The organism is Sphingopyxis sp. sgz302558 (genome assembly GCF_057220455.1).
The window spans coordinates 1-24,061 of the sequence record NZ_JBXPUZ010000005.1 but is presented as its reverse complement, the minus strand read 5'-3'; the positions used below and the strand labels follow the sequence as shown (position 1 = coordinate 24,061).

The 24,061-nt window shown below is 58.8% G+C and carries 25 protein-coding genes; 13 read left to right on the top strand and 12 right to left on the bottom strand.

Annotation, left to right across the window (positions count from 1 at the left end):
- Positions 1-69: 69 nt before the first annotated feature.
- Positions 70-2,358: a DNA topoisomerase IV subunit A gene (parC, locus tag AC2TC0_RS14485; protein WP_484718197.1), complete on the bottom strand. Its 2,289-nt coding sequence runs from the start codon at positions 2,356-2,358 to the stop codon at positions 70-72.
- Positions 2,359-2,437: 79 nt separating this feature from the next.
- Between parC and AC2TC0_RS14480 the strand changes: the two genes are divergently transcribed.
- The 3 genes from AC2TC0_RS14480 (at position 2,438) to AC2TC0_RS14470 (ending at position 4,398) form a co-directional block, all read left to right on the top strand.
- On the top strand, positions 2,438-3,076 hold the full coding sequence (locus AC2TC0_RS14480; protein ID WP_484718196.1) for a lysophospholipid acyltransferase family protein: 639 nt from the start codon (positions 2,438-2,440) through the stop codon (positions 3,074-3,076).
- Positions 3,073-3,891, top strand: a complete 819-nt coding sequence (locus AC2TC0_RS14475) for a DUF1295 domain-containing protein (protein ID WP_484718195.1) — start codon at positions 3,073-3,075, stop codon at positions 3,889-3,891. The genes AC2TC0_RS14480 and AC2TC0_RS14475 overlap by 4 nt, the downstream gene beginning before the upstream one ends.
- Positions 3,892-3,993: 102 nt before the next feature.
- Positions 3,994-4,398, top strand: coding sequence for a ribose-phosphate pyrophosphokinase (locus AC2TC0_RS14470; RefSeq protein WP_484718194.1), 405 nt, complete (start codon positions 3,994-3,996; stop codon positions 4,396-4,398).
- Between the two features lie 4 nt (positions 4,399-4,402).
- Here the strand turns inward: AC2TC0_RS14470 and AC2TC0_RS14465 are convergent, their stop codons facing one another.
- Positions 4,403-5,215: a DUF4253 domain-containing protein gene (locus tag AC2TC0_RS14465; protein WP_484718193.1), complete on the bottom strand. Its 813-nt coding sequence runs from the start codon at positions 5,213-5,215 to the stop codon at positions 4,403-4,405.
- 88 nt (positions 5,216-5,303) lie between these two features.
- A complete protein-coding gene (locus AC2TC0_RS14460; protein ID WP_484718192.1) occupies positions 5,304-6,266 on the bottom strand; it encodes an isopenicillin N synthase family dioxygenase in 963 nt (320 codons plus the stop codon).
- A 79-nt stretch (positions 6,267-6,345) separates the two neighbouring features.
- Here AC2TC0_RS14460 and AC2TC0_RS14455 point away from each other — a divergent pair, with 79 nt between their 5' ends.
- Positions 6,346-6,762: an EVE domain-containing protein gene (locus AC2TC0_RS14455; RefSeq protein ID WP_484718191.1), complete on the top strand. Its 417-nt coding sequence runs from the start codon at positions 6,346-6,348 to the stop codon at positions 6,760-6,762.
- Between the two features lie 3 nt (positions 6,763-6,765).
- Here AC2TC0_RS14455 and AC2TC0_RS14450 read toward each other — a convergent pair whose 3' ends face one another.
- Complete coding sequence (locus AC2TC0_RS14450) at positions 6,766-7,308, bottom strand: thermonuclease family protein (RefSeq protein ID WP_484718190.1); 543 nt, start codon at positions 7,306-7,308, stop codon at positions 6,766-6,768.
- 195 nt (positions 7,309-7,503) lie between these two features.
- Between AC2TC0_RS14450 and AC2TC0_RS14445 the strand changes: the two genes are divergently transcribed.
- Together AC2TC0_RS14445 and AC2TC0_RS14440 are read left to right on the top strand one after the other, a co-directional pair.
- Positions 7,504-8,511, top strand: coding sequence for a MarR family transcriptional regulator (locus AC2TC0_RS14445; protein ID WP_484718189.1), 1,008 nt, complete (start codon positions 7,504-7,506; stop codon positions 8,509-8,511).
- 41 nt (positions 8,512-8,552) lie between these two features.
- The gene (locus tag AC2TC0_RS14440) at positions 8,553-9,209 is read left to right on the top strand and encodes a hypothetical protein (protein WP_484718188.1); all 657 of its coding nucleotides are present in this window, start codon (positions 8,553-8,555) and stop codon (positions 9,207-9,209) included.
- 224 nt (positions 9,210-9,433) lie between these two features.
- Here AC2TC0_RS14440 and AC2TC0_RS14435 read toward each other — a convergent pair whose 3' ends face one another.
- From AC2TC0_RS14435 to AC2TC0_RS14415, 5 genes are all read right to left on the bottom strand, one after another.
- Positions 9,434-9,898, bottom strand: a complete 465-nt coding sequence (locus AC2TC0_RS14435; RefSeq protein WP_484718187.1) for a nuclear transport factor 2 family protein — start codon at positions 9,896-9,898, stop codon at positions 9,434-9,436.
- A 202-nt stretch (positions 9,899-10,100) separates the two neighbouring features.
- Positions 10,101-10,724, bottom strand: coding sequence for a pyridoxamine 5'-phosphate oxidase family protein (locus AC2TC0_RS14430; RefSeq protein ID WP_484718186.1), 624 nt, complete (start codon positions 10,722-10,724; stop codon positions 10,101-10,103).
- Positions 10,691-11,323 carry a DJ-1/PfpI family protein gene (locus AC2TC0_RS14425; protein ID WP_484718185.1) on the bottom strand — a complete coding sequence of 211 codons (633 nt, stop codon included), beginning with the start codon at positions 11,321-11,323 and terminating at the stop codon, positions 10,691-10,693. The genes AC2TC0_RS14430 and AC2TC0_RS14425 overlap by 34 nt, the downstream gene beginning before the upstream one ends.
- Before the next feature lie 18 nt (positions 11,324-11,341).
- Positions 11,342-13,414 carry a 2Fe-2S iron-sulfur cluster-binding protein gene (locus tag AC2TC0_RS14420; RefSeq protein WP_484718184.1) on the bottom strand — a complete coding sequence of 691 codons (2,073 nt, stop codon included), beginning with the start codon at positions 13,412-13,414 and terminating at the stop codon, positions 11,342-11,344.
- A 54-nt stretch (positions 13,415-13,468) separates the two neighbouring features.
- Positions 13,469-14,080: a glutathione S-transferase family protein gene (locus AC2TC0_RS14415; RefSeq protein WP_484718183.1), complete on the bottom strand. Its 612-nt coding sequence runs from the start codon at positions 14,078-14,080 to the stop codon at positions 13,469-13,471.
- Positions 14,081-14,260: 180 nt separating this feature from the next.
- On the opposite strand from AC2TC0_RS14415, the gene AC2TC0_RS14410 reads away from it, so the two are divergent.
- The 5 genes from AC2TC0_RS14410 (at position 14,261) to AC2TC0_RS14390 (ending at position 17,301) form a co-directional block, all read left to right on the top strand.
- Entirely contained in the window at positions 14,261-15,157 is an 897-nt protein-coding gene (locus AC2TC0_RS14410; protein ID WP_484718182.1) for a LysR family transcriptional regulator, read from the top strand.
- A gap of 114 nt (positions 15,158-15,271) precedes the next feature.
- Entirely contained in the window at positions 15,272-15,877 is a 606-nt protein-coding gene (locus AC2TC0_RS14405; RefSeq protein ID WP_484718181.1) for an outer membrane protein, read from the top strand.
- Between the two features lie 93 nt (positions 15,878-15,970).
- Positions 15,971-16,174: a hypothetical protein gene (locus AC2TC0_RS14400; protein WP_484718180.1), complete on the top strand. Its 204-nt coding sequence runs from the start codon at positions 15,971-15,973 to the stop codon at positions 16,172-16,174.
- Entirely contained in the window at positions 16,167-16,493 is a 327-nt protein-coding gene (locus tag AC2TC0_RS14395; RefSeq protein WP_484718179.1) for a hypothetical protein, read from the top strand. Before AC2TC0_RS14400 ends, AC2TC0_RS14395 begins: the two co-directional genes overlap by 8 nt.
- Before the next feature lie 193 nt (positions 16,494-16,686).
- Positions 16,687-17,301, top strand: coding sequence for a glutathione S-transferase family protein (locus AC2TC0_RS14390; RefSeq protein ID WP_484718178.1), 615 nt, complete (start codon positions 16,687-16,689; stop codon positions 17,299-17,301).
- Positions 17,302-17,525: 224 nt separating this feature from the next.
- Here AC2TC0_RS14390 and AC2TC0_RS14385 read toward each other — a convergent pair whose 3' ends face one another.
- Positions 17,526-18,776, bottom strand: a complete 1,251-nt coding sequence (locus tag AC2TC0_RS14385; RefSeq protein ID WP_484718177.1) for a thiolase family protein — start codon at positions 18,774-18,776, stop codon at positions 17,526-17,528.
- A gap of 222 nt (positions 18,777-18,998) precedes the next feature.
- On the opposite strand from AC2TC0_RS14385, the gene AC2TC0_RS14380 reads away from it, so the two are divergent.
- A complete protein-coding gene (locus AC2TC0_RS14380; RefSeq protein WP_484718176.1) occupies positions 18,999-19,274 on the top strand; it encodes a hypothetical protein in 276 nt (91 codons plus the stop codon).
- 47 nt (positions 19,275-19,321) lie between these two features.
- Here AC2TC0_RS14380 and AC2TC0_RS14375 read toward each other — a convergent pair whose 3' ends face one another.
- Positions 19,322-20,377, bottom strand: coding sequence for a pirin family protein (locus AC2TC0_RS14375; protein WP_484718175.1), 1,056 nt, complete (start codon positions 20,375-20,377; stop codon positions 19,322-19,324).
- A 1,392-nt stretch (positions 20,378-21,769) separates the two neighbouring features.
- Between AC2TC0_RS14375 and AC2TC0_RS14370 the strand changes: the two genes are divergently transcribed.
- Positions 21,770-22,510: a helix-turn-helix domain-containing protein gene (locus tag AC2TC0_RS14370; protein ID WP_484718174.1), complete on the top strand. Its 741-nt coding sequence runs from the start codon at positions 21,770-21,772 to the stop codon at positions 22,508-22,510.
- A 160-nt stretch (positions 22,511-22,670) separates the two neighbouring features.
- On the opposite strand, the gene AC2TC0_RS14365 is transcribed toward AC2TC0_RS14370, so the two are convergent.
- On the bottom strand, positions 22,671-24,061 hold a 1,391-nt coding region (locus AC2TC0_RS14365), incomplete at its 5' end, for an MBG domain-containing protein (protein ID WP_484718173.1).

The following is a 24,061-nucleotide window of genomic DNA, read 5'->3' as shown; positions in this document are numbered from 1 at the left end:
CTGCGGGGTAGGGGAAAGTCGTGAAGAAGCAATTTACGTGCGGGAAACGCTTATGCGCAAATTTACCAATCAGAAACGATTATCGCGTGGGAAGCCGATGGGAGGCATACGGCCCGCGGCGCCGCGCGCGACGCGCCAAGGGGTCATGTCGGCTTCGGTACGCGTGCGTCCGGTTTCGCCGCCCATAGCCCAGCTAAGGCCGTCGGCCAGAGTAAAGCTGGTGGCATCAGACAGACCGCCGTCGCGGTAGCGTTGCAGCATGACGCCCTGACCGCGAGCCATCACCGGCACTTCACTTATCGGAAAGACCACCAATTTGCGGTTCTCGCCGATGACAGCGATGCTGTCGTGCGGCGGTTCCAGCGGACGAATGACAGCGAGGCGCGATTTGGGGCGCAGGTTGACGACCCCGCGTCCTTTCCGGGTTTCGGCGATAACATCTTGCGCCGTGACAATGAAACCATGTCCACTGGATTGGGCGACCAGCAGTTTGAGGTCTGGTGAAGCTGGTATGAGCGCGGCAATTGAGGATTCATTGTCGATGTCGAGCATCAGGCGGACGGGTTCGCCAAAGCCGCGCCCGCCGGGGAGCTTGTCGGCACCAAGCGTGTAGAACCGGCCGTCGCTGGCGGCGAGGAGGAGTTTGTCGGTGGTCTGAGCGTGGACCGCGAAGGCGAGCTCGTCGCCTTCCTTGAACTTGAATTCGCCCCACTGGTCCGCGGCGACATGGCCGCGCTGCGCACGGATCCAGCCGCGTTTCGACAGTATGACGGTGACCGGTTCTTTTTCGATCATTGCGTCCAGCGGGATGTCGCGGGCCGGTGCGGCTTCGGCAACCGTCGTGCGGCGTGCGCCGAGGGCCGTTCCTAGACCGTAAACCGCCTGGAGCTTTTCAAGGTCCTTGCGTAGGCGGGTGCGCTGGCGCTGCGGGCTTTCAACCAGTTTGACGAGCTCTTCTCGTTCAGCGGTGAGGTCGGCCTGCTCGCGCTTCAGCTCCATTTCTTCAAGCTTGCGCAGCGAGCGCAGGCGCATATTGAGGATGGCTTCGGCCTGCCGGTCGGTGAGTGCAAATTCGGCGATCATCACTGGCTTGGGTTCATCCTCGGTGCGGATGATTTCGATGATGCGGTCGAGGTTGAGGAAGGCGATGAGGTAGCCCGCGACCAGTTCGAGACGGTCGTCGATCTTCGCAATGCGATGCCGGGCGCGGCGGACCAGGACAATGATCTGGTGCCCCAGCCATTCGCTGAGCAGCTCGTGGAGGCCCATGACGCGCGGTGTCCGGTCGGCGTCAAGGACATTGAGGTTTAGCGCGAAGCGGCTTTCGAGATCGGTGAGGCGGTAGAGGCTCTCCTTGAGCACCTCTGGGTCGACATTGCGGCTTTTGGGTTCGAGGACAATCCGCACGACGGCGTCGGATTCGTCGCGGACGTCTTCCAAAATCGGCAATTTCTTGTCGGCTATGAGCTGGGCGATCTGCTCGATCAACTTGCCCTTGGCAACGCCATAGGGAATTTCGCTGACAACCAGCTGCCAGGTGCCGCCGGGCAGCTTTTCGATACCGCTGTCTTCCCAAGCGCCCGTTGCGTCCTTGCCGGTGGAGAAGCGCGCGCGGACGCGGAAGCCGCCGCGGCCGGTTTCGTATGCCGCACGGATCGCATCGCGGCTGTCCACCACCAGCCCGCCGGTAGGAAAGTCCGGTCCTTGAACATGGTCAAGCAGTTGGGCGAGCGAGGCCTTTGGGTCATCGAGCAGCACCAGCGCCGAGCCGATTACTTCGGCGGCGTTGTGCGGCGGAATGTTGGTCGCCATGCCGACCGCGATCCCCGTCGCCCCGTTGGCGAGCAAGTTGGGGAAGAGGCCGGGCATGATCTCAGGCTCTTCGTCTTCGCCATTATAGGTCGGGCGGAAATCGACTGTGCCTTCGTCGAGTCCTGCCATCAGGTCGATGGCGACGCGCGTTAGTCGCGCTTCGGTGTAGCGATAGGCGGCCGCGTTATCGCCGTCGATGTTACCGAAATTGCCCTGCCCGTCGACGAGCGGATAGCGCAGCGAAAAATCCTGCGCGAGGCGGACCATCGCGTCGTACACAGCAGTGTCACCATGCGGATGGAATTTGCCGATGACATCGCCAACGACGCGCGCCGATTTCTTATAACCTTGGCTGGGGTCGAGCCGCATGTTGCGCATCGCCCAGAGCAGGCGGCGGTGCACGGGTTTAAGCCCGTCGCGCAAATCAGGCAGCGAGCGCGCCGTGATCGTCGACAGCGCATAGACGAGGTAGCGTTCGGACAGCGCGCTGTCGAACGGGGTCGGAATGGGTTCGGGAAGGTCGCCGGGCGGCGGCTTGTCAGTCATGGTCGCGCGCCGATAGCAAGGGCGATGCCGCTTGGCAAAGCTTGTTGCGCCCGTTAGCTCTGCGCGCAGGGAGAGAGAGTTGACCGATTTTGCCGATGACCAGCCGGGGCTGCTGGCACGCTTTGTGCGCTGGGTGCTTACGCGCCCCTATCGCTGGGGAAAGTGGACCGTGGTCGGGACCGTGCCCGAGCCGCGCAAGTTTGTGTTGATCGCCGCGCCGCACACCAGCAATTGGGATTTTCCCAATTTTCTAGGGTTAACTAGCGACCTGGGCATCCGCCCATATTTCATGGGCAAATTGTCGCTCTTCCGCTGGCCGATGGCAGGGTTCATGCGGCAGATGGGCGGCATTCCGATCGACCGCAAATCCTCGCAAAATTATGTGCAGGCGATGGTGGACGAGTTCACCCGCCGCAAGGAGTTTATCCTGACGGTCGCGCCCGAGGGGACGCGGGGTAAGGTGAAGCGGTGGAAGACGGGCTTTTACCAAATTGCGCTCGCTGCCAAAGTGCCGATGGTAGTTGGTATGATGGATTATGGGCGAAAGACCGGCGGGCTGGGGCCGATGATCTGGCCCACAGGCGATTTTCGCGCCGATATGGAAAAGGTGCTGGCGGTGTACCGCAGTTGCATTCCTAAAATCCCTGAGCGCGCGGTGACGTCGATTGAGGAGATTGTCGGCAGCGAGGAAGATCGGCGGAGCGATTTGGCAGCATGATTACTGACGTCCTGATCCTGCTCGCTATCAACCTTGTCGGCCTGCTCGCGGTGATCATGCTGCTCTGGCGCTATGCCTGTGCAATCCGCGATGCGAGTTTTATCGATGCTTTCTGGGCATTCGGCATGGTGCTGCTGGCGTGGGGGACAGCGTTGCAGGTCAGCGATTACGGCCAGCGCGGCGCGCTGATATTGGGGCTCACGACATTGTGGGGATTGCGGCTGAGCTGGCATTTGTGGGCCCGCTGGCGCGCGCATGGCGAGGACCCGCGCTACAAGAAAATCATCGGCGGCCCGATGGAAAAGAACGGCTGGAGCTGGGAACGCACGGCGTTGCAGGTGGTGTTCCTGCTGCAAATGCCATTGCTGTTCATCACATGTCTGCCAGCGCAGTTGGGGATTTTCGCGTCAGCACAGGATGGCGGGCTGCCGCTGGGCTTTCTTGCGATTCTGGGCGCGCTGGTGGCGCTGATCGGGATTGTTTTCGAGACGGTGGGCGATGCGCAGCTCAAAGCCTTTCGTGCCGATCCGGCAAATAAGGGACGGGTGCTGGATACGGGCCTATGGCGCTATACGCGGCATCCCAATTATTTCGGCGATGCCGCGACCTGGTGGGGTATCTGGATGATTGCTGCCGATGCGGGGCTGTGGGTGGCGCTGGCGGGGTTGATCGGGCCGGTGTTTTTGACCTTCACGCTGACCCGCTGGTCGGGGAAGGCGCTGTTGGAAAAGGGGCTGAAGCGGTCGCGGCCCGATTATCTGGATTATATCGAGCGGACGTCGGGGTTTTTTCCGTGGCCGCCGAAGCGGGGTTGAAGGGCTGTGCAACTGTTCTCCTGCGAAAGCCGGAGTCAAGGGCGGTACAGGCCGTGATGTCCATCCTGAACTCCTGCTTTCGTCGGAGAACAGGAATTGTTCGTGGCGATTGATGGCGGCCTCGATGCCGATACGCCGTCCCCTGCCGATGTGTCGGCGCTGGGCGATGCGCCAAGGATTCGCGCGATCCTGACGCAGGCGGCGCGCGAGGGGCGCAGCGTGAGCTATTCCGAATTGCTGGGCGAACTGGGGTTCCGCTTCACCCGGCCCAAGATGCGCGCGATTTGCCGGACGCTGATGCGGGTCGACGAATTGTGTGCAGCGGATGGCGAACCCGACCTCGCCGTGCTGGTAGTGCGCGAGAGCGACCGGCTGCCGGGGCAGGGGTGGTGGGTCGGCGGGACTGCGCTATTGCTGGGCTATGACGGGCCGTGGGAGGGGGCGCAGGCGGCGCGGTTTATCAGGGAGCAGCAGGAGGGGGTGTTTGCGTTTTGGGAAGGTCGGTGACGAGTTAGTCCCACCAAAAGGTCCAGCTTTTTTGCATGACCATTGTGCCCGCAAGAGCAGCAATGGTGTCAGTTCCTTGATCAACGGAGTCGGGGCAATATCGGTATATGTCCTTAGCAACCTGCAACGCAGTGGCTCGATCTGGTGGCGGACTCTCAACCCACAGCTCTATGGTATCACGGTTGATCCCAACCAGTTCGGCACCAAAGCGCTCGTTCCATTCTTTAAGCGCTGCCACATGATATTCAGGCGGCGGGCAAGCATTCCAACCTCCCCATCGCAAGTGAGCTGGCACTTCCCAGCTATTGGAGGCCGGTACCTTTAGGATGTGAACCTGATCGAACACGCGTCCGGACAACAGATCATAGGCGGCAATGAATTCGGGTGATAACAGGTTTTGACCAACATCAGCTGGCCATTTGCCTACTGGAGCTGTCAAATCTTCTTCAGTGTAGGCCCCCTCCCATCGGCGAAGACCTTCAGGAAAACTTATACTCTCGCTGGATGTTAAAATTTCAGACAGAGTTCTGGTTGGAGGCGTGATGGCCGCCATTCTGGCCTTTGCCGCCGCGTCTCCGTTAGCGAAAAGATCGATATTATCCAGGCTATATTGCTCGGCCAAAGCGTCGAGGCTTTCGTCGTTACCGATGACGACGGGCACCGTATCGGTCGATTGACGCATTTTAGCCCATGCCGTTCCTGTTTCTGCACCCTTTACCGTGACGTATTCAAAAGGAAACGCGGCTCGCATTTTCTGCAGCAAATCCGCGACCCTTTCAGGATGACCTTCGGGAAGATTGCTTGGGTCGGATTGCATTGCGACACCCTTAAACGAAAACCATGCGGATGCAGATATTGCTGCTCCAAGTCCCAACAATATGTGCCGCCGCTGCATCGGTCCCTCGCTACTTCACCAACCCAATCTCTCTCAGACGCTGCTGCAAGTAATCATCCGCCGTTATCGGTACCGGGTAGCGATCGGGGTGGTCGGCATCGACGCAGCCGGGCAGCGTCTCAATCAGATAGTCCGAACGGAAGTGAAGGAAGAAGGGCATCGAATAGCGCGCGACGCTTGCCCGGCCCGCGTCGGGGTTGCGGACGCGGTGGGTGGTCGAGGGGAGTTTGTGGTTGGTCAGGCGTTGCAGCATGTCGCCGACATTGACCGCGAGCGCGCCCGGCGGCGGGGCAACGGGGAGCCAGCTGCCATCTTTATCGAGGATTTCGAGGCCGGCCTCTTCAGCGCCGAGCAGCAGCGTGATGGTGTTGATGTCTTCATGGGCTTCGGCGCGGATGCCCTTTGCCGGGCCAGTGACGGGCGGATAGTGGAGTAGGCGCATCACGCTGTTGCCGTCCTGAATGGTCGTGTCGAACCAGTCGGGGGCGAGGCCCAAATAGCGGGCGATACCGCTCAGCAGCCGTGCGCCGAGGCGGTCGAATTCGGCGTAGAGGGTTTCGAAGGTGCTGCGAAAGCTGTCGACTTCAGACGGCCAGACGTTGTTGGGTTGTTGCGCGGCGAGCACATGGCCCTGCGGCAGATCGCGACCGACGTGCCAGAACTCCTTGAGGTCAACCTCCGTGGCACCTTTGGCAATTTCGGTGCCGAACGGGGTATAGCCGCGCGCGCCGCCGATGCCGGGGATTTGATATTTGCGTTTGACCTGCTCGGGCAGCGCGAAAAATTCCGCCGATTTCCGCCAGGCGGCGTGGATGAGGCCCATATCGATGTCATGATCGCACACCATCGCAAAGCCGAAGCGTTCGAAGGAGGCGCCGAAGGCGGCGGCGAAATCCGCGTCGCTTTGGTTAAGCGAGATCATGGGGACTTGGGCGGGGTCGGTGGGCGCGGCGGCGAGGGCTGATGTGGTCATGCCGTCCATCTAGTCCTTTGCGGCTGCCACGAAAAGACCCCGCTTTCGCACGCGCGCTTCGCCCGCTATGCCGCGCGGTATGAGCAAGCAATATTGGCTGATGAAGTCCGAACCCGATGTGTACAGCTGGGACGATCTGGTGCGCGACGGCACCGGCATCTGGGACGGGGTGCGCAACCATACGGCCAAGCTGAACCTGAAGGCGATGCGCGTGGGTGACGAGGCGCTGTTCTACCACAGCAACATCGGCAAAGCGTGCGTGGGGGTGATGACGATTACCGAGACTGCCTGGCCCGACCCGACGGCGGACGAGGGGTCGCCCTGGGTGGTGGTGCGGGTCGCGCCGCTGCGTCCGTTGCCGCGCGAGGTGACGCTGGCGGACATCAAGGCTGAACCGAAGCTGGCGGACATGGATCTGATCCGGCTGGGGCGTCTGTCGGTCGGGCGAGTGAAGCCGACGGAGTGGAAACTGTTGCTGAAGATGGCAGGCGAATAGCGACTACTTGTGCGGATTCGCCGCTCGCCATTCGGCAGGGGTGAGGAAATTGCCTTGCCATAGGCCTCGCTTTTGCGCGCGGGCCAGTTCCTGTTCGACCAGATAATCCTCGCCGGTGGCAAGCGCCCAGCCGCCGCGCACCAATTGGTCCGCCAAATCGCGTCCATCGGCCAGCGTGCACCGCGCCAATTCGCGGCCGAAGCGGTCCTTGCCCTCGCTGCGACAGGAGATGGTAGCGCTGCGTGGGGCCAGCGTGGTCAGGGCATCGCGCGCATGGCTGCCACACCGCCATGGCTGGCCGCTCGCATCCTGACAGTCCTGCACCAGTTCCGGCGCGTCGATTCCGAGCAGGCGAATCTGGCGCACTTCGCCATTGATCCGAATCGCGAAGCTGTCGCCGTCGCTGGCGAAAACCATGCGGCCTTCTTGCAAGGGTGGGCGCTGAACCAGCCAGAGTGCCGCCAAGATTGCGAACAGGATTAGCGTCCAGCGAAGGGCGCGCAGGCGCGTGAGCCAAATGTGGCGGGCGTAGCGGGGTTCGGGCACGATATGCCGGTGCCGCAGCGCAGGATGCGGCACAAGCCACAACAATAATAGTCCAAATCGGATGTTGTTTTTGCTTTGTTCGACTGATAATGACCAGAACAGGAACAAAATGACGCCAAAACCGGACTCATCAGCCGTGGCGTTCAATCAGGCATGGCGGCATTCCGGTGCCGAACAGCGCAGGAGGTGCGTCCAATGTATCGGCCCATTTCACAAATTGTCGGTGATGGAGACGCGGCGGCCTTCGCGGTTGACGCGCATCTGGAGCCGCCAGTGGCCTTGCTTGTTGGTGATGGCGCAGAGCTGGATTGCGGCGAGTTGCCGCTGCGTGTTGCTGGCCGAGTGGCGCTGGGATCAGTCAGGGATCGCCTTGAGCAGCAGGGCAGGCTGGACTTGATCTGGGTGAGGCTGGATGCGCCGCTGGCCCAGAAGGCGGCAACAGTTTTGCGCTCAGGTGTGGCAGCGCTGGGCGCGGCACTGGTGGTCGAAGCGCAGGGCGATGCACTCGATTCGGCCTATGCCGCCTTCGCCGATGATCCCACGGCGCAGTTTTTGTCATCACCCACGCCGGTGGAGCGGGCAATGGCGATTGCGATTGCCGGTGCAGCGCGCCGTCCCCACGTTGCCGACCGCGCGCGCGACGATGCGCTAGAGCGCATCGACCGGTTGCAGGACGAGGTGGCCCGGATCAGCGCACTGCTCGGCGCGCTGGCCGACCGACCTTTTGGCTATTCGCAGCTTGCTGAGGGTTTTTCGCCCCACCGTCCAATGAGCGGTCCAGTCAGCTTTTCGCCGGTGATGCGCGATACGACCCGGCATTATCGCTCCGAAGCAGATCTGGCGCCGCATACGCGCCCTCAGCCGGGCGAGGGGCCCTCTGCCCCGGTGCGGCGGTTGCTGCGCCAGCGGCGAATGCGCGAGCAATTCTTCCCGGCTGACCTGTTTGCCGATCCGGCATGGGATATGCTGCTTGACCTTTACGCCGCACGATTGGAGGGACGGTCGGTTGCGGTGTCGAGTTTGTGCATCGCCGCTGCTGTGCCTGCGACCACGGCGCTGCGCTGGATCAAGACAATGACCGATACTGGCCTGTTCGAACGGCACGCCGACCCGCGCGACGGGCGCCGGATTTTCATTGGCCTGTCGGACAAGTCGACGCAGGCGATGGAGCGTTATTTCGCGTCACTAGATGGCGTCCGCTAGGGCGGGTTTCGATGCTGCCGCAATGTAGGTTATGGGGCGGCATGCGAATCGAAGGCGACTATCAAAAAGACGGCTATGCGACCATCCGGGGTTTGATCCCGCCGGAGGTAGCGATGAACCTGTTCAAACAGATTGATCTCGATCTGAAGGCGGCAGGCAAATCGTTTCAGACCTTTGCCCAGGCGCAGCCATTGTCGAAGCAGGCGACCATCGATATTTCGGGCCATTTTTATCGCCCGCTGACCACATTTCTATGGGGGCTAACGCCGGTGATGTGTCAGCTGACGGGCGCGGATCTGCTGCCCAGCTATGATTATTTCCGCATCTATCATCAGGACGATGTGTGCAGGGTGCATTCGGACCGTCCATCGTGCGAGCACAGCGTGTCGTTGACGCTGGTGTATGGGGACGACAAGCCGTGGCCGCTGGAAGTCGGGTCGCGCCGCGTGACCGCCGAAGGACCGTGTTTCGACGATTGGGGCGATGAGCCGTACGCGGCAGTGGCGATGGAGCCGGGCGATGCGGTGCTGTATCGCGGCATGGATCTGCGCCATGGTCGGACCTTGCCCAATCCCAACCGCTGGTCGGCGCACCTGTTCCTGTTCTGGGTCGAACGCGGCGGACAATTTGCCCAACATGCCTTTGACGAGGAACGGCTGCGGTCGGAATTGCGGCGCGTCAGTAAGCTGGATGTGTGATGGTCACGTAGACCATCGGGGGGCAGACCGAACTTTGTCGCAGAGGTATCTTGTTCTACCGACATTGTCCGCAATCTCGTGAATTCTGGCACGAAGAAACAACGGTTCCAACCCAAACGACGCCCCAATTTGTGCCAAATAATCTAACGCCAGACAGCTACATGATCGACGTCATTGCCTCGCCGCAGAAAGTCTGGGCTCTAAACTGCGAATAGTCGCGGCGATTAAAGACCGAGGTCGGATAGGCCCGGATGATCATCAGGCCTCCGGCCAAGCTGCCAACGAAACTTGCGCTCATCCTCGCGGATCGGATGCTCGTTGATGCTGGCATGCCGGCGATGCATCAATCCGTTGGCAGCGAATTCCCAATTCTCGTTGCCATAAGCACGAAACCAATTGCCGCTGTCGTCGTGATATTCATAGGCATAGCGGACGGCGATACGATTGCCGCTGAAGGCCCACAGTTCCTTTATTAGACGGTAGTCAAGCTCTTTGGACCATTTGCGCTCGAGAAAGGCCTGCACCTCGGCACGGCCACGCGGAAATTCCGCACGGTTCCGCCAGATCGTGTCTTCGGTATATGCCAGCGCGACTTTGGCCGCGTCGCGGCTGTTCCAGCCGTCTTCGGCAAGGCGGACCTTCTGGCGCGCGGTTTCTTCCGTGAATGGCGGCAGCGGCGGACGGGACATGGCAAACACCTTAACAGTTGAATGAAAAATTGGACCGGGCGGAGCGGAATTGCGCAGGACCCCGCCCGGTCCAACACAGGATCGCGACCGGGGTAAGCAGCGACCCTGCCCGTTATCAGCGGGAGGTTGGAAACAGCTGATAACAAACAGGCTTTAGGCTCCCCACGACCCTCCAAGAACACCAATTTCAGGCAAAAGATTATTACGGTTGACGGAACAAAGCCAGTTCGCGTTCGAGCGCCGCTATTTTCGCATCGCGTACGGCAAGCGCTTCCCGCAAATCTTCGGCATAAATCATTTGCGGGATATGCTGCGGGCAATTGGCGTCCCAGGCTTCTACCTCGAAAACAATCGCTTGCTCCGCGCGAGCGCGGTAACCTTCGGGCATCAGGCTGGTCGTGAGAATATCATCATTGTCGATGACCTTTGCCTTGCCCCAGATTTTCACGCGTTGGCGGTGGGCGTAATCCATGAGGAAAATGAAGGCGCGAGGGTTTTCGCTGAGGTTGCCTGTGGAAATGTATTGGCGGTTCCCCCGGTAGTCGGCAAACGCCAAAACGTGCTCGGACATGACCCGCAAAAAGCCCGGCGGGCCACCCCGATGCTGGACATAGGGTTGTCCCTCAGCGCTGGCGGTGGCGAGGTAAAAGCTACGCACATCGGCAATGAACGAAGCAAGATTGCGGTCAATGCTGTTGCCCATCTCCATACGTTCATAAATTTGGCGGGATCGCTTCCGAACCTGCGCAGCTTTCACGGCGGGCGTGAAGGCGATGTCGACCGGACGGCTGCTCATACGAGCGGCACCTGAGGTGTCGACAGCCAAGCCGGATCGGGTGCAGGAATCCGCATGAGGTGACGAACATGATCGGCATTGGCTTGGCTGGTCAAGTTGCCGAGTAGGCGTAGCGCGACCTCTATCGCCGTTCCTGGCCCGGTCGAGCTGATTAGGTGACCGTCCTCTATCACGGCCTGATCGACAAAAATGGCTCCATGCGCCTCTAGCTGCGCTTTGCGTTTGCCGCCGACCTGATGATAGGTGGTACTGCGACGCCCGTGCAAAACCCCTGCCGCGCCCAGCGCAATCGAAGCAACGCAGACCGACGCGACGGGCTTGTCGCAACCGCTGAAATGCCGAATGATTTCCAGAAACGGCTCGGACAAGGCATCGTTGTAAAATCCAGCGCCGTCGAAACCGCCGGGAACGGCGAGCGCGTCGAAATCGTCGAGGTTGAGGTCCACAACCAGCGCGTGCGGGATGACTGAGAAACCGAAAGTCGCCTTGAGCGGTGAGGCAAGACCGGCGGACACCAGCTCGACGGGCTCATTGCCGTCAATTGCGGCCCAGCCGAATACATCGGTGAAGCCCGCTGCCTCCAGCGGCTCGAACCCGTCGGCGAGCAGCAACAAAACTCTTTTGGTCATGAGATCTCCCCTTGGTGATCAGATGTCTAGGATCAGCCGGTCGCCGCCCCCGGCCTCTGCTGCGGCTGGGACTGCGCAGCAGATGAGGGCATGGTCATGGGCAACCTTCGCTTGCGGCGGCTCGGCATAGGTTACCTTGCCAGCCAGGATGCGCGTGGCACAGGTGCCGCAACTGCCCGTTCGGCAGCTGAAGTCGGGCGCCAGCCCCCGCGCTTCGGCCAAGTCAAGCAGTGAACCTGAATCCGGTTCCCAACGGGCCTCTTTGCCCGATTTCATAAAGGCGACCGGCACTGGCTTGGTCGCTGGTGGAGCAAGCGGCGGCGATTCTGTGGCTGTGCGGCGCTTAAGCGAGGCCGGTCCAAATGCCTCGGCATGAATGCGTTCGTCGAGCGTGCCAAGATCGCGCAGCTGGTCATAGATTGTCTGCATGAAGGGCGGCGGGCCGCACATGTAGAAATCATAGGCATCGAATGGCAGCACCGCCCGGAACAGATCCAGCCCGATGAGGCCCTGTGCGTCGAAGTCGCGGCCCGGTTCGGCCTCTGTTACGTCAGCGAGCACGCGCACCACCCGCACGGCGCCCTGAGCCTGTTGCACCAGTGCGGCTATCTCTGCGTCGAACGCGCGTTCGGCCAATGTATTGGCGGCAAAAAACAAAAAGGTCGGGCGAACGCGTCGTTTGCGCAACCCCTCGAAGACAATCGAGCGTAACATTGCAAGCATTGGGGTGATGCCCACCCCCGCCGCCAGCAGCACAGCCGGGCGCTGCTCCAGCGGATCAATCACAAAGCTTCCTGCAGGGGCGCGAGCTTCGATGATATCGCCAACCGCAAGGCGATCGTGCAGAAATTGCGATACCAGCCCCTGCCGCTTGACGCTGATGCGATAATGGCCGTCCGATGGCGCGGCCGACAGGGTGTAGGTGCGTTGTACTGGCTGGCCAGCGGGATCAGGCCGGACCCTGATCGGCAGATGCTGGCCGGCTTGATGGACAAGCAGCCCCTTACCGTCGGCAGGTTCGAGATGAAAGGACCGGATGACGCTGCTTTCATCAACAATCCGCGTAATTCTGAACGGACGCCAGCTGCTGCGCACCTGCTCGGCGGCTAAACGGCTGGCCGCTTGCTCCCAATCACCGGTCATTAGGCTGTTGGGCGACCAGCCACTTTTCTGAAATCGGAACCGTAACGGCAGCGCGTTCCGACGCAGGATAATCTTGCGGGGGTGAAAAACCCAGAGCCGTTCGGCACCCTGGAAAGCAGAAATCTCGTCCGAGACGAGGACCACTTCAGCATCGCCAGTGAGCTGCAGCAGGTCACCAGTTTCAAAATCGGGAAAAGCCAGACCAGCCTTTGGATTGAGCAGGAAATTGCCCAGCGTGTTGAAATGGAGATTGCCCGCAAAATCGGGGATGGTCAGCGATCCATCCGAATTTATGCGAACAAATCCCGGCTTTCCCCCGCGGTGGGAGGCGTCGACATGGCGGCCTGCTGCATCGTCCAGATAGGAGGATACGAAAAAGGTGTCCGCGCCCTCGATCATGGCGCGCACACATTCATCTTCAATTCCGCACACCTCGGGTTGCGGCAGGCCGCTGAAGTTATCGGGTTCGCGCACAAAGGCGAAATCACGCAACTGAATATATTGCGGGCAGTTGCCGAAGCTATGCTCAACCTGCACCGCAAACCCGCCACCGGCCTGCTTACACCAAATGCCATTCATCCGGTTGCGCCGCCGCGTGTGCAGCTCAATCCCCAGCAAGCCAACGGCGCTGCCATCGACAATGTGACGTGTTGCCGGATCCTGGGGGTTCATAGGCGAAGTAAACGCCAGAAGCGTGGGATCCGGGCTTGTCATAAAACCTGGCAGCCCGGCGACCAGGGTGACCCAGGCATCGCCCACCTGGTCGACCGAGCCAAGCACGGCGAACGGGAGCTGTTGGAAGAAGTCGCGGTGCTGGTCGGTCATGAAATCGCGAATGACCCGGCGACCGAAAATCTCCATGCGCTCGGCGACGCCGACCGACTTTTGCAGCGCAACTTCGCCAGGGTGAAACGGAGAAGGGGATTGAGTCTCTGGCGGCGGCATCATCGCATATTCTCTCCTGGTTGGGGCCGACCCTTGGCCGACCCCGTGAGGCAATGATCAGGCGTTCAAACCGACAGCAGTCTCGCCAAATGCGACGAAGCCGTCCAGCCCCTCGACCCGCGCAAGCCAGGCGTTTACATTGGCATAATCGGCTAGGTCGACGTTGCCCTCGGGCGCCCGTGCGATGTAGCTGTAGAGCGCGACATCGGCGATGGTCGGACGATCGGCTGCAATCCAATCGCGTCCGTCCAGCTCGGCCTCAATCAATTTGAGAATGGAATGCGCGCGGGCGATGACCTCGTCGGCATTGAAGCCAGCGTTGAAGATAGTAATCAGCCGAGCGGCAGCCGGGCCAAATGCGATGTGACCAGCCGCAACCGACAGCCAGCGCTGTACCTTTGCCGCCCCAGCGGCGTCTTCGGGCAGCCAGTCAGTGCGGCCGAACTTCTTGGCAGCATAAACGAGGATCGCGTTGGAATCCCCGATTATCGTGCCTTCGTCATCAAGCACCGGCACTTGGCCAAAACGGTCCATTGCCAGATACTCGGGTGACTTGTGCTGGCCTTTGGCTAGGTCGACTTCGACGATTTCGACATCAGCGCCGATCAGTGAGAGGAATAGTCTTGCGCGGTGCGCGTGGCCGGAAATCGGGTGGAAAAAGAGTTTCATCATGGGCTCCTGCGTAGATGGACGCCGTCAAATTCGGCAGGAGCGCAATGTCTCAGTTCGTAATATGAAAGAACTGGCATCTTGGTGAAGTCAGCGTTTCACATTGCGGAATTATTCGCTTGTATCAAGGCCTGCAGATGTTAGAAAATTGTCGGGGAATAGAGTGAAAGGGGCGACCTGATGGACCGTTTCCATGCCATGCGGGTATTCGTCAAAATCGCGGACACGGGCGGTTTTGCAGAGGCAGCGCGGCAGATGCACCTCAGTCCACCTGCCGTGACCCGGGCCGTTGTTGCGCTCGAGGAAGTCATTGGTGCTAGACTCCTGACAAGGACCACCCGTTCGGTGAAATTGACGGATGCGGGCCGAAGATATGTGGAAGATTGTCGGCAGATACTGACAGCCGTTGAAGAAGCGGAGGCGTCTGCCGCAGGTTCCTATGCACGGCCAACCGGCATGCTTACGGTAACCGCTTCTGTGCTGTTCGGACAGATTTATATTATGCCCATCATCACGGAGTTCTTGGATGAGTTCCCGGATGTCACCGGTCGTATGTTGTTCCTTGATCGGGTAACCAATTTGGTGGACGAAGGCATTGATGTCGCCATTCGTATCGGCCAGCTGCCTGATTCCAGTTATAGCGCCACCAGGGTGGGATCAGTGCGCCGCGTGATCTGTGGGGCCCCAGACTATTTTGAACGCAATGGGGTGCCGCTGGTTCCGACAGACCTGAGCAATCATCGCGTCATTGCTGCTTCAAGCGCAGGGGCATCGCTGGAGTGGCGATTTGGTTCCGATAGAAAATCAGCCATACAGGTACGGCCGAATCTATATTGCAATTCGAATGAATCGGCCATCGGTGCTGCTCGCTCGGGTTGGGGATTGACGCGTGTCCTATCCTATCAAATCGGGCCCGACCTGCTGGCAGGCAATTTGCAGATCGTTCTTGAGGATTTTGAGGAAGGCCCGTTGCCTATTCATGTTGTCCATCCGGAAGGGCGCAATGCTTCCGCAAAGGTGCGGGCCTTTGTCGATTTTGCAACCGCAAGGTTGCGCGCAAATAGACTGATCAATTAGCATTGCATCGCTTAGCGGAATAATATCTTCCGTTGATGGTCGATTATCATCTGGTTCGTGCGGGCCTATCTCCAGTCCGACCCCGCAATACGGGGTGCAGACTGGAGAATAAAGATGAAAGCCCTCGTTTATCTTGCAGCGATTGGGATCACCGTCGCTGCAGCGTCCGCCCCCGCGCAGGCCGAAACCTACAACGGACCTTATATCGGTGTACAGGCAGGCTGGGACCGCGGCGAAATCAGCGACAGCATCAATTCGCAACCCATTGTCGCGGAAGCGAGCAGGGATTCGCTCCTGCTGGGCGGTTACGCCGGCTACAATCACAAGGTTGCTGACAAGTTCGTCATCGGCGCGGAGGCTGGCTTCAGCGGCACTGTAGATGACCGCGCCAGAGCGGTATCGGGCGGTGGAGCGCTGACCATTGATCCGCGCTACAGCTTCGATCTGACTGCGCGGGCAGGCTACATCGTCTCTGAAAAAGCGCTCGTCTACGTTCGTGGCGGCTATGCCAGCCAGCGGGTGCGCACCTCTATCGTAACACCGGCAGGCCTGATCCGTGACAGCAATAGCCTCGACGGCTGGCTGGTAGGTGGAGGCGTTGAATATGCCATCACGGACCGCGTCTCCGCACGCGCCGAATATCGCTACAGCGACTTCGGCAACAACGGTGGTCAATATGATCGCCACCAGACCCTGGTCGGTCTCAGCTTCAACTTCTGACGGCCCGGCGGCCAACTTCTGAAAATGAAACTGCTGCAGTGATCTGCGCCGGTCCCGCCGGCCAGACGCTGCGGCATCGGCGAGGACACCAAGATGTCAAAGATCGGACATTCTCTACCGGGCGCGCCAATATCGGACCGATTGTTCAATTGGCAGTTCACCGTCAACGCTGCCTTTGCAGGCGGCTCGATGACAGCCGCTGTGCTGAACTTGGTTGTCGTCGTTGCCTTCGGCCTCGCCCGCAGATTGTTCCTGCGCGAGCGAGCTTCCGCATGGCAGGATGCTAACCATGCCTGAAGAATTTCGGGAACGTGCGCGTGCGCAACTGAAGCTGGCCCTTTTGGGAGATTGCGGTTGCGGCAAGACGCTCAGCAATCTTGAGCTTGCAGCGCGGTCATCTGGCATGACCGGCGCGGAGATCGACGCGGCCTTAGATGGGCGCAGCTTTGCAATGAAGACAACTGTGGTGCTCGCATTCGCCTGCGCCCTGAAATCGGGTGAGGCTGAACTGATCAGGCAGACACGTAAGCGCGCGCTTCGCCTTGGGTTGAAGGCTACGGAACTTGCAGCAGTCGAAGAGGAGGCGAAGGCGATTATGGCTTCGGCCGCCCAATGAACCAGCTTTTGGCTTGTCTCTTCGGCATAAGTCCTGCGCGGAGCCTTAACTCAGAATCGCAGAACAGACTGTATGAAGTGCCGGACCAAACCGATCGGGACGTGATCGGTGAATTTCTGCGCGGAGGCTTTGCCGACGTCGACCCCGGAGTGTTGATGCGGATCATATAAATTCTTGTGCGGAGCGATGACCAATGATTGAGCTGTTCACTGCCAATACGCCGAACGGTATCAAAATACCCTTGGCCTTGGAGGAATTCGGGAAGCCCTATGTTTTACGAAGGGTCAATCTGGGTTCGCAAGAGCTAAAGACTGAGTCATTCTTGAAACTCAATCCCAATGCCAAGATTCCCGCAATCCGGCATGTAGTGCCTGACATGGAGGAGGTAACTCTATTCGAATCAGGGGCTATTCTTTTGTACTTGGCCGCGACATTTGACGGCTTGAACGGCCATTCACCGCAAGCCATGGCGCAAACTCTGAGTTGGCTGTTCCTGCAGGTGGCAGGCTTGGGTCCGATGATGGGAAATGCAGGGCACTTCCGATCCCTTAAGTCGCCGGACCCCTATGCGTTGGCCAGGTTCAAAGGGGAAGCGTCGCGATATATGGAGCTCCTCGAAGTGCGGCTGTCCGAGCAACAGTGGCTGAATGGCGAAAGCTATTCGATAGCCGACATCGCCCATTTTTGCTGGGCACGGTGTGCAGATTACGCCGGCCTCAATCTTGCTGACTTTCCCGCCACAAGGGTATGGATAGATCGAATTGAGGCTCGGCCTGCGACGAAAACTGCACTCGCAAAGCTTGCATGATTTAGAAGCCGTTTGGCGCGGTCCTTCAGAACCGACCTGGGACAGCGCGGCGGCGCGCAACCAGATGATAGCGGGAAAATGACCGGAAGGCGGAGGCCTTGGCGAGCGAAGGACGCGACAGCATCGGCCCACCGAAAGACCGTGACGCCAAGGGCGACAAGTGGCCGCCAGAACTTGCGGCAGTGCTTCACCTTCACCCAGCCACGCCATTCGTGCTAGAGACTTCACACCGCTTCCAGCAACAAAACTGTGCCTTGGCCGCCATCGGCACAGATCGAAACCAGCGCGCGGGTTCCAGGCGAGTGCCTGGTGAGCTGATAGGCCGTCTGACTGATGATCCGTGCGCCGGTCGCTGCAAAGGGATGGCCGAGTGCAAGGCTGCCGCCCCAGAGGTTGAGCCGCTCGCGCGGGAAGGTGCCGAGATTAGCAATGCCCGGAGCGTGTTTGGCCCGCTTTGCGGGGTCGGATGCGACTGCGATATTGGCGAGCACCTGTGCCGCGAAAGCCTCGTGGATTTCCCAGACCGCAATGTCCTCAAACGTCAGTCCGTGGCGTGCGAGCAAGCGCGGGATCGCATAGGCAGGCGCCATCAGCATCCCGTCAACCGCAAAATCTAAAGCGCCAAGTTCGAAATCGACCAACTTTACGGCCGCGACTGCGCTCCCCAGCCGTGCAAGGCCAGCCTGCGAAGCAACCCACAAGCCTGCGGCGCCGTCGGTGAGAGGCGAAGCGTTGCCCGCCGTAATCGTGCCCTCGGTCGGATCGAATACAGGCTTCAGCGCGGCTAGTGCCTGAAGCGAACTCTCGGTGCGGACCAGCCCATCACGCCCCGCGCCGCCATGAGGGATTACCTGCGGACTAAAGACACCGCGGGTCCATGCGTCGGTCGCATTGCGGTGGCTGGCGAGTGCCAGCGCGTCCTGTTCCTCCCGGGCAATGCCGAGGAATTTAGCGGTTTCTTCCATATGATCGCCCATCGATCGGCCTGAAATGCGGTTGGCCCAGCCCTTTTTGGGCAGCGCGAAGTCCGAGATGCCGAGTTCCCCGAAGGCCTGCATCGCCGCGGCAGGGTCGCTTGCCGCGAGCGCCGCGAGCCGTGCTGAGACTCTCTCGTCCAGCGCAATCGGGGAGCGGCTCATTTGTTCGACTCCGCCGACCAGCGCCAGTTCAAGTCCGCCGCGCGCCACGATTCCCGAGACCTGGATCGCTCCCATCATGCTGGTCGAGCAGGCAAGCTGGGTCGAATAGGCGGGGATTGTGGGATCTAGGCCGGCATCTAGCGCCGCCTCGCGGGCAATATTGGAGAGCGTAAGGCTGGGGATGACCTGCCCCCATACCACAAGATCGGGGCGCGCCTGTTCAGCCATCCATTGCATCACAGGGACAGACAGCGTCAGCGGGGTTTCGTTGGCAAAGCCGGTTCCGGCCTTGAGGAAGGGGGTTCGGACACCAGCGATAAGGAAGACATCGTTCATTGCAGCTTCTCCAGCCATTGACCGCTGACGGCGGCGCGTTCCCACAAACTATGCCAGGAGATCGAATGCGGAATAACCGAGAACAGCAATCCAGTGTTTCTCGCTTCGCAAGAATGGTGCGCGCCGCCAATCGGTGGTTCCCGATCCAGCGCAATACCGCAACTTCATGGTCGGTCAGACGCCGGCGAGGTGCAACGCGCCTCCAGCAAGGCACCAAAGAAAATGCGCCAGTTCGCGGAATCTGACCAGCTTGGCCTCATGGCTGTCACCTTCATCGGTGCAGCGCGATCAGGTGGCGCGCGCCGGTGTATCACCACTCTGCCTCTCGCGTTTGTTGCTGCCGACAGACCAAAAAACCCAAGCTGGTCCGCCATCATGCCTTCTGCTTACTGCAGAGGCGAATGGTCAGATCAACGCATCAAAGGCGAGCGTTTCTCGGGGCGTCTATCTTTTGCGTTCGGCGTCGCTTCGAAGGTTCAGCGGATTCATCAAGAGTAAGCATATTTCTATCAGCTGATGAGATGGTCATTTTCTTCTAATGAAAGTTATGAAATAATTCTCTGAATGACGGCAATAATTGTAATCCAAAGAAATAATGAAGAAACGCAAATTACAAAAAAACTAGCTCTAAAGGAGATTTTACTTTGAGAAATATTTCTATGCTTTTCGCCCCTTATGAGTGAAATGCTTCTTTTCCGGTCAATGTTATATAGGCTGACCGCCGTACTCTCGATCGCTGCAGGGTGGTATGTAAAGCCGCGATCCTCATTGATTGGCGGCTTAAAGCGCTGTTGCTGCCAGTCTACAACTGCCTGTTGAATGCGCTCTCTCGATGAGGAGACAAAGTTCCAAAATATGATCCGGTCGCCGATCGGTTCGCCTCCAAAGATAATTATGGTGGATCCTGCACGCGCGATAATTGCAGCGTCTTTGCCTTTCTCAAACACAACCATCTGACCGGGATGGACGCGCCTACCAGCGATCTCCAACAGGCCTGATACCAAATAGGCGGCACGTTCTGAGTATTCTGCGGGGACTAAGCGATGGGTACCTTCCGCGATTGTCCATCGAGCGCAGAACTGAGGCGAATATGTTTGGCTCGGCGCCGTTAATCCTTCGATTGATCCTGCAATGACATGGCCAGCAAGACCCTGCTCGGTCCAGCGCGGAAGAACAGCTTCGGGATAATGGGAAAATGAAGGGGGGGCTTGCTCCGCTTCTTGCGGGAGAGCTGCCCATATCTGAAATCCATGGATACGCGCACCCGTGGCACGGGCAAGTTCAAAGCGTTCGGAATGGGTTATTCCGCGTCCCGCAATCATCCAGTTGACTTCGCCTGGCCGAATCGCCTGTTCGGAGCCGAGGCTGTCTCGGTGTGTCAGGGCGCCATCGAAAAGATAGGTGAGTGAGGCGAGGCCGATATGTGGATGTGGTGGTACGTCGCAGGAAATCGGGAAGCCAGGAACCAAATCGACCGGGCCAATATGGTCGAGCAAAATATATGGGCCGACCATCTGCAGGTCGCTAGATGGGAGTATTCGCTGCGTCTCGAGGCCATCGACGAGACGATGGTGACGCCGCTTGATGATCTGCTGGATCATGGGTTTGGCTTTACCGCAAGAAATCTGATCACCCTCTGCCGGCGGTACGACCCAGCGAGCGCGATGATGTCCGGCCTGCCCTGATTGTTACTGACCTTCTGAACTTCAACTTCACGCGCGAATTTGACGCCGTCGCCGTGGCAGGATTGGAGAGCGCATTTTGCATGCTCGCGGGTCCTGGCTGCCGGGCGGCTTACGCCGACTCTTTGCGCCAGATGCGGTGCCGGCAGCCCGTATCTGATGCAGTGCTGCTTCAATCGCTCCGAAAAGCCAGGGAGGTTGAACACCAACGAATCAGACGTGCCAAACGTCGCCGGTCGGCTCAACGGATGTGTGCAACTGCGCCTCGACCATGCATGATCTGCGTTAAGCGTGATCTCGAACGCTCCGCCGACGCAACTCTGGCAGCTCCTAGTGGCCTCGACCATGATCGAACCCTCGCTTGCGATTTCGAGAGCAATAATTCGTCCGTCCTTGGCGCAGGCACCAAGCGTCACCAGCCTACGGGCTGACCGAATGACGTCGGTGACTAAATTCACCCCAATGTTTTCCTATGCCGGCGCCTTTGAGACTGAATCAAATAAAATGAAATAAAGCAAGGAGACATCGAACATTATTTTCCATTTATAAATATCAAAACGTCAGTCAATCGTGAATCCGATGACCATATAATATTTAAGCAAGCAGACACTAATATGTAAACATATAGAAGATAGTAAAACAATATGTCCAAAATCAATTATAATGACCGATTATACGCTTCTGATGGGTAGATAGATTAATTTTATTCCGGGAAATATATCAATTTTTCGTCACAAGGGGTCCCATAGGTTGAGCTATTGTCCAATTCGGAGCTTGTCTCTATTCTAACAAGAATTGCGAATGCGGGTAATTAGAAAGAATGAAATTGTAAATTTCACTTTAGAGAACAATAGATTGATGGTAATATCCCCTTTTTCTTCTATTATCAAGAAGTAGTCTAAAGCGGTTGCGTTGGTCGCTCATCGGCCGTTAGAGCGGGAGCGGCTTTGGTTTGGGGCGTGAGCTACTCCTTAACTCGCAGCTCCGAGTTCCTTCGAGGATATGTTTCCTCGCACGAGGTCTTCGATTCGCTCTTGGGTGTGCGTGCCTAGATGCAAATGTCTCAGATCCATGGCGACAATCTTGGCAGCTTTTTGCAGCGGATCGGGCATCTGTTCCTTTCTTTCTCCTCGACAAGTCCGCCAGACGCCGCGGCTTACCACGAGAATGCCGACACATTTTCCAGCATTCATCCTTTTAATCTATTGAATTTATTTGCTTTTACAAAATTTAAAAGATGTTTTCTTTGAATAACTGAATGGAAATACGAGACCGATTTATTAGTTGAAATATTTAATAGGTCCATTTTTGATGGCGAGTGTATTAATTGTCGAAGATGAGCAGGCTGTGGCTGAAGATCTGGCAAGGATGCTGGAGAGCCTTGGCCACGAAGTCGTCGCTTGCGTGAGCAATTTTAGCGATGCGATTGCTGCCGTCCTCGAATATTCGCCCGACCTTGCTATTCTCAACCTTCATTTGAAAGAATCGCGGGACGGTGCAGCGCTCGCCATGGAATTGCGGGAGGAACACGACGTGGCGATCGCTTTCCTAACCAGCGATGTGAGCCGCGATTTGGTCGCGCGGGTGGCGTCGGTGCGGCCAAACGGCTTCTTGCAGAAGCCCTTCGATGCCGACACGGTCAACGCGCTTATCGTTACTGCGCTGGCAAATTTCAGTGGCTCGCGTGGTCTCGATCTGGGTTGTTGCGCTCTCTCATCCGTACAGGCCCTCACCGAACACGAACGAAACGCACTGTTGGCCTATATAGAGCGCAATCTCGACAAGCCGATCCGGACATCCAGCTTGGCTGCTGTCGTCAAAAAAGCGGAGCGCACTTTCAGTCGCCTGTTCAAGTTATCGTTCAAGATTTCCCCGCAGCGCTATATCTCTGAATTGCGAATTGCAGAGGCGAAGAGACTGCTTCGCAATACGGAGTGGACCCTAGCGGATATCGCACTGGCAGTTGGGTTTTCCAGCCAGTCAAACTTTACGGCGGCCTTTACGAAGGTCCAGGGGATATCGCCGTCGCAATATCGGAAACTCGCCAAATAAACCTAGCGTTGCGCATGACAGCTTCTTTTGCAACTTGGCTTGCCCGATCGTCCCATAAGGGTACCCAGTGAGATTAGCCCAGCGGATCTGAGCAGGCACGCAATTTCCAGACCGTGGCGCTCCAAGGTTGGGCCCTTGTGGATGGCCTGATGCGTAGCCGTTAATGAGCCGTTGAATTCTCGGCAGCTGTGCCGTCTGCCGCTGCTCCAGCCTCACGTGCGTTGTTTTGGCGGCGACGCATGGCAAGATGGTCGTCCGGGCATGGAATGTCCTTTCGACATACTCGCACCGGCAGAAACTCTGGAGTCTGCAAAGCTATAGCCGACTGGTATTGATCAGACGCCATCCTCTCCAATTTCCCGGGCTCGGGTATGGTTGCGACTTCAATCCCTCGATTAAGGAAAACTGACGAAAATTGGACCGGTGGCAACATGATTCTATGAAGGATGGTTAATGTGGCCGGTACATAGGTCAGCGCGTAATTGCCGCCCGCGCTCAGCGAGCCTTGCATGATTACATAGCTACCAACACTGCTGGTCGTCGTGGCCGCGGTGGCCAGCGCCCCGGTCAGCCCATCGCTATTGACGAGGCCCGCGCCACCGACCTGATAGGTCAGCACCGGATTAGCCTCGCCGTAAATCCGGCTCAGCGGGTCCGCCGTAATGGTCAGGCCGCGTGGCGTGATCGCCAGCTGGTTGCCGACATAGGTCAGCGCGTAATTGCTGCCGGCGCTCAGCGAGCCTTGCGTAATGTCGTAACCACCAACATTGCTGGCGGTCGTGGCGGCAGTCGCCAGCGCCCCGGTCAGCCGATCGCCATTGACGAGGCCCAGACCGCCAACCTGGTAGGTCAGCGCAGGGTTCGCATCGCCGTAGACGCGGCTCAGCGGATCGGCAGTGATGGTCAGGCCGCGCGAAGTGACCGTCAGGCCGCCGGCATTTTTGGCATAGCTGATCATGTAATTGCCAAGACCTGTGCCAACCGCGTTGGATGCCAGCAGGTCATAGCGACCGACCGCGCTCGCCGCATCAGCCGCGCTCGACAACGTCACCGCGCCGACCGTATCCCCATTGACCAGGCCCACGCCGGTCGCTGAACCACTCAGTGGATTGGCATCGCCATAAGTCCGGCCCAGTGAATCAGCGGTGACCGTCAGGCCGCGCGGCGTAACCACCAGCTGACTGCCGACATAGGTCAGCGCATAGTTGCCGCCCGCGCTTAGCGAGCCTTGCGTGATGTCATAGCTGCCGACATTGCTGATCGTGGTAGCAGAATTGGCCAGCAACCCGGTTAGTCCATCGCCATTGACCAGGCCCAAACCACCAACCTGATAGGTCAGATCAGGGTTCGCATCGCCGTAAATCCGGCTCAGCGGGTCAGCGGTAATCGTCAACCCGCGTGGTGTCACCGCCAACTGCGCGCCGGTGTAGCTCAAGGCATAGTTGTCGCCGGCGGTCAGCGTCCCCTGCATGATCGCATAGCTGCCGACATTGCTGGTCGTCGTGGCGGAAATTGCCAACAGACCGCTCAGCGTATCGCCATTGACGAGCC